We start from the raw sequence: 5,250 nt of genomic DNA, 5'->3' as shown, positions 1-5,250 counted from the left end.
AGAGCATCATCACGACCACGAGCATCATCACGACCACGAGCATCATCACGACCACGAGCATCATCACGACCACGAACATGGTCATGAGCACGAACATAGCCATGATGAGCACGACCATGAGCATCATCACGATCATGAACACACTCACGACCATGAGCACAGCCATGATCACGCTCACACCCACGATCATATGCATCCTCACATCCACCGCAACATCCATGACATTTTCGAGATCATCGATCGTCTGGATGCATCTGACCGCGTTAAAAACCTGGCGCGCCGGATGTTCGAGATTGTAGCGGGGGCAGAGTCGAAAGCACACGGAATCCCGGTCAGCGAGGTTCATTTCCATGAAGTTGGTGCAATTGACTCGATTGTGGATGTTATCAGTGCGGCATTCTGCCTGGAGGATCTGGGAATCCACCGCGTGGTGATATCGCCGCTTTCCGAAGGTCATGGATTCGCACGCTGCCAGCACGGTTTAATGCCGGTTCCGGTTCCGGCGACGGCAAATATCGCAGCAGCACAGAGCTTGGAACTGACGCTTCGGGATGTCGAAGGAGAGATGGTAACGCCGACCGGCGCGGCGATCGCGGCGGCATTCCGGACAGAAGCGGCGCTTCCGAAGAAGTACCAGATCGAAAAGATCGGTATCGGCGCCGGAAATAAGGATTTCGCGCACGCGAATATCCTGCGGGCGATGCTTCTGACGGATAAAACGGTGGAAGTAGAAACCGGAAAAGACGGTCACGACGAGAGCTCCATGTGGGTCATGGAGGCAAACCTGGACGACTGCACCGGCGAGGCGCTGGGATATGCGATGGAGGTGCTTCTGGAAGCGGGCGCCAGAGATGTGTGGTACACACCGGCATATATGAAGAAAAACCGTCCGGCGTATGTGCTTCATGTACTGACAACGGCAGAAAAACGAGAAGAATTAGAACAGCTTGTATTCTCCTGTACGACCACGATTGGTGTGCGCCGTTATCCAGTAGAGAGGACGATACTGCCACGGGAAGTAAAGGAGATCCAGACCCGTTACGGGGCAGCAAAGGTAAAAATCTGCAAGCGCGGCGGCGTGGATACGTGCTATCCGGAGTATGAGAGCGTGCGCGCGATCTGCCGGGAGACAGGGAAGCGCTTCATGGAAGTATTCCACGGAGTAATGGAAGACGGAAGTATTAGTTTACAGTAGGCACTTTTGAGATTGAAAAACGGCACAGTGCATTCTCGTTAGATAATTAAGAGGAGAATCAAGAACCATGGAAAATAAACCAATGATATCAGAGACAGAAAAAAGAGAAGCTTTAAAACAGTTCATGGCAGAAAAAGCGAAAGCACCGGTCTGTGTCGCCTTTTCGGGCGGTGTGGACAGCAGCCTGATTCTCAAGCTGGCGTGTGATACGGCGAAGAAGACGGGAATGCCGGTTTATGCCGTGACATTTCACACCATGCTGCACCCAGCCTGTGATCTGGAGATCGCGGAGCGGGTGGCAAAGGAGCTGGGCGCGATCCATAAAATTATCCAGGTCAATGAGATGGAGCTGGAAGCCATCCGGACGAATCCGGTCAACCGCTGTTATATCTGCAAACACCACCTGTTCGCGACACTTCTGGATTTTGCAAAAGAAGAGGGGATTCCGTGCGTGATGGACGGAACCAATGAGAGCGACCTGCATGTGTACCGCCCAGGTATCCAGGCACTCCGTGAGCTGGGTGTCGTCAGTCCACTTGCACAGTGCGGACTGGAGAAAAAGGATGTCAAGGCATTTGCAGCTGACTTAGGAATTTCCGTTGCATCCCGTCCGTCCATGCCATGTATGGCGACCCGCCTTCCATATGGAACTTCCTTTGACATGGAAGTTTTGAAGCGGATTGAGAAAGGCGAAGATTATCTTCGAAGCGTGTTTGGCGGAAATGTGCGCCTGCGCCTGCATGGCGATATTGTCCGGATCGAGGTGGATGCGGATAAATTTGAAAAAGCGATTGCCGAGCGGGAGACGATCTGCAGGACATTAAAAGAAATGGGTTTTCTGTACATTACACTCGATCTGGAAGGTTTCCGGTCGGGAAGTATGGATATAGTGCAGAAACTCAACGCGCTGGCCGGGAAATGAATGTGAAGGAGATGGAAATCCCATGCAAGAAGAATGTATTGTCTGTAAAGCACCTCTTATTTATCTGGAACAGGATGAATGGATGGAGTGCGAATTATGTCATAAAAAAGAATTGAGCAAGACCAGATGCCAGAACGGGCATTATGTTTGTAATGATTGTCATACGAAGGGACTGGACACCATTCTTTCCCTGTGTATAGACGAAACATCCAGAAATCCGATCGAGATTGTCCGGAAGATGATGGATGCACCGTTTTGCCATATGCATGGACCGGAGCATCATGGCATGGTGGGAGCGGCGCTGCTTACTGCATATAAAAATGCGGGAGGTGCTATTAATCTGCGGGAATCTGTGATGGAAATGCTGAACCGTGGAAAAGCCGTTCCAGGAGGAACCTGCGGATTCTGGGGTGCCTGCGGAGCGGGAATCAGCGCAGGTATGTTTGTATCTATCTTGTCTGGGGCGACGCCACTGACGGAGGAATCCTGGGGACTTTCGAATCAGATGACATCAAAAGCACTGGAAGCGATTTCGCACACCGGCGGTCCGAGGTGTTGTAAAAGAGATTCTTATCTGGCGATTCTGGCGGCGGTTGATTTTGTAAAAACGCATTTTGGAATCGAAATGGAATGCACAGAAGTCCATTGTACGCATTATGCTCAGAACAATCAGTGTATTGGCAAGCGCTGTCCATTTTGGCGATTTGATGATAATATTTGACTATAAATGGATAAACGGAGATAATAAAGCTGCGATATAATTAGATTGTGCGAGATGGGATTGCAGTTTGCATAATGTGTGAACTGTGATGAGAGAGCAATTTCTCGTGTAATAGGAAATTTCCTGGAATTCCCTATTACACAAAAAGGCACATCCTTTTTTACGTGGAAAAATCGGAAGTTGTGGAGGTGTTGAATGAAAAGTGTATTAATGATTGGACAGTCCAACATGGCTGGACGTGGATTCATAAATGAAGTACCGATGATTTGTAATGAGAGAATCCAGATGTTAAGAAATGGAAAATGGCAAATGATGACAGAACCAATTAACTACGATCGTCCTATATCAGGAGTAAGTCTTGCGGGTTCATTTGCTGCAATGTGGTGCATGGAAAACAAAGAAGAACAAATCGGCTTGATTCCATGTGCGGAAGGTGGCAGTTCCATTGATGACTGGTCTATAGAGAAAATATTATTTAAAAATGCAATTATTCAGGCAAAATTTGCAATGCAAAATAGTAATTTGATTGCTATTCTGTGGCATCAAGGAGAAAATGATAGCTATAATGGTAACTACAAAACGTATTATGAAAAATTACATACAATTTTTGAGGCTTTAAAAAATGAACTTAATTTAGACGATGTACCGTTTATTATTGGAGGACTTGGTGACTATTTAGGAAAGATAGGCTTTGGTTTTAATTGTACAGAGTATGACTTGGTGAATAAAGAATTATTACGATATGCCAATGATCATAATCATGTATATTTTGTAACTGCCCAGGGGTTGTCAGCAAATCCAGATGGCATACATTTAAATGCTGTCTCTCAAAGAAAATTTGGGGTTCGTTATTACTATGCCTACAAAAACAAAAAGAATGTGATAACACCTTTGAAAAACGAAGAAAAATTATTAGAGTCATGTATTAATATTCCATATACTCAGAATGAAATGAAATATTTAGCCATGATGGATTTGACAATGGGAAAATGTAGTTATGAAGAGTTCATAACAAAAATGAAAAATCTCTAACTTTCAATCTGACTAATGGAAATAAAATAAAGAAAAGAATTAGAATTTTACAAAGAAGTGTAATTGTATGAATAAAGCGATTGTTGTAATGAGGATTGCTATTCTTACTTCTTTGGAAAAAGATAAGTAATTGACTGGCAAATTCCAATTTGACGGAGTAATATATATGAAAATCCGAGAAGTGAATGAGAATAAAAAGCAGTTTATATCATTATTGTTATTAGCTGATGAACAGGAGAGCATGGTTGATCGCTATCTTGAAAAAGGAACTATGTATGTGCTTGAAGACAATGATGTAAAAGCTGAATGTGTTGTCACCGATGAAGGTAACGAAATACTTGAAATCAAGAATATCGCAGTCGATCCGGAAAATCAGGGAAAGGGCTATGGCAAAGCACTAATTGATTTTCTTGCCAGTAAATATGCAGATGAATATTCTGTTTTGCAAGTTGGAACAGGTGACAGTCCATTGACGATACCATTTTATGAAAAATGTGGGTTTGTTCGTTCTCACAAGATTCCCAATTTCTTTACTGACAATTATGACCACCCAATTTATGAGGGCGGTGTACAACTAATAGATATGGTATATTTGCAAAGACATATATAACTTCAAGCTTTTCGAATGTATGTTTGCGCCTGAGGAATTGGAGAGTGGATAATGAAAAAACCACCTTTGTACACTTTTTTAAAATGTGGATAACTTCTTAAAAACCACCTTTATACATTCTTGTAAAATTGGGAAAAAGCTCAAAAAACCACCTTTATACAGTTCTATGAAATGTGAATAATCACCAAAAATAACTTTTATTATTAAAAGACCACCTTTGTACAGTTTCTTAGATAAAAGATAAAGGAATCCAGAAAAACCACCTTTGTACAGTTAAAAACCACCTTTGTACACCTTTCGTACAAGATAGGTAATTGGCTTAAAAACCACCTTTATACACTAAAAAATTACCATCTTGCAAAATGCCTGATTTACCTAAAGAACTTGCTCGCACGGGATATGCACATATCGCATTTAGTGTAGGAAGTAAAGAAAAGGTTGATGCCTTGACCGTAGAGTTGAAAACTGCTGGTTATGAAGTAATCAGCGGTCCCCGGACAACAGGAGATGGCTATTACGAAAGCTGTATTGTTGCAATTGAAGGGAATCAAATTGAGGTTACAGTTTGAACCCGACAATTTCAAGTTCGAAAAATTGAGAAATCGTAAAATTGAAGAAAAAAGGAATGCACAGTTCTTAGCATATCGGGAACTGTGCATTTCTGTAAATAAATACTTTTAATTAGCCGATTACGGCATCTTCTGCTGTAAAATGTTCCAGAGAATTTTCTTTTACCTGAATGCAGATATAAGTAATTCCGGAAATATCGG

At 43.2% G+C, this 5,250-nt stretch carries 5 protein-coding genes and 2 pseudogenes; 6 read left to right on the top strand and 1 reads right to left on the bottom strand.

Annotated features, from left to right (window positions below):
* From larC to DWZ45_RS14700, 6 genes and pseudogenes are all read left to right on the top strand, one after another.
* The coding region (gene larC / locus DWZ45_RS11830; protein ID WP_147353112.1) for a nickel pincer cofactor biosynthesis protein LarC at positions 1 to 1,195 on the top strand (1,195 nt) is incomplete at its 5' end.
* Positions 1,196 to 1,262: 67 nt separating this feature from the next.
* The gene (gene larE, locus DWZ45_RS11825) at positions 1,263 to 2,117 is read left to right on the top strand and encodes an ATP-dependent sacrificial sulfur transferase LarE (protein WP_207663589.1); all 855 of its coding nucleotides are present in this window, start codon (positions 1,263 to 1,265) and stop codon (positions 2,115 to 2,117) included.
* A 22-nt stretch (positions 2,118 to 2,139) separates the two neighbouring features.
* Positions 2,140 to 2,838: a DUF5714 domain-containing protein gene (locus tag DWZ45_RS11820; RefSeq protein ID WP_118469268.1), complete on the top strand. Its 699-nt coding sequence runs from the start codon at positions 2,140 to 2,142 to the stop codon at positions 2,836 to 2,838.
* A gap of 195 nt (positions 2,839 to 3,033) precedes the next feature.
* Positions 3,034 to 3,870 (top strand): sialate O-acetylesterase, encoded by an 837-nt coding sequence (locus tag DWZ45_RS11815; protein WP_087155189.1) that lies wholly within the window; start codon positions 3,034 to 3,036, stop codon positions 3,868 to 3,870.
* Between the two features lie 166 nt (positions 3,871 to 4,036).
* Positions 4,037 to 4,480 (top strand): GNAT family N-acetyltransferase, encoded by a 444-nt coding sequence (locus DWZ45_RS11810; RefSeq protein WP_118469267.1) that lies wholly within the window; start codon positions 4,037 to 4,039, stop codon positions 4,478 to 4,480.
* Positions 4,481 to 4,842: 362 nt separating this feature from the next.
* A pseudogene (locus DWZ45_RS14700) lies at positions 4,843 to 5,049 on the top strand (VOC family protein); the annotation flags it as partial.
* A gap of 112 nt (positions 5,050 to 5,161) precedes the next feature.
* On the opposite strand, the pseudogene DWZ45_RS14695 reads toward DWZ45_RS14700, so the two are convergent.
* A pseudogene (locus DWZ45_RS14695) lies at positions 5,162 to 5,250 on the bottom strand (cupin domain-containing protein); the annotation flags it as partial.

The sequence above is a fragment of the Clostridium sp. AF32-7AC genome, assembly GCF_003477925.1.
GTDB classification, from domain to species: domain Bacteria; phylum Bacillota; class Clostridia; order Lachnospirales; family Lachnospiraceae; genus Otoolea; species Otoolea fessa.
Note: the sequence above shows the minus strand (reverse complement) of the source record. Positions and strands in the feature narration are given on the sequence as shown.

Coding starts and splice junctions, on each gene's coding strand:
- larE (WP_207663589.1), top strand. CDS start 1,263: ATGGAAAATAAACCAATGATATCAGAGACAGAAAAAAGAGAAGCTTTA.
- DWZ45_RS11820 (WP_118469268.1), top strand. CDS start 2,140: ATGCAAGAAGAATGTATTGTCTGTAAAGCACCTCTTATTTATCTGGAA.
- DWZ45_RS11815 (WP_087155189.1), top strand. CDS start 3,034: ATGAAAAGTGTATTAATGATTGGACAGTCCAACATGGCTGGACGTGGA.
- DWZ45_RS11810 (WP_118469267.1), top strand. CDS start 4,037: ATGAAAATCCGAGAAGTGAATGAGAATAAAAAGCAGTTTATATCATTA.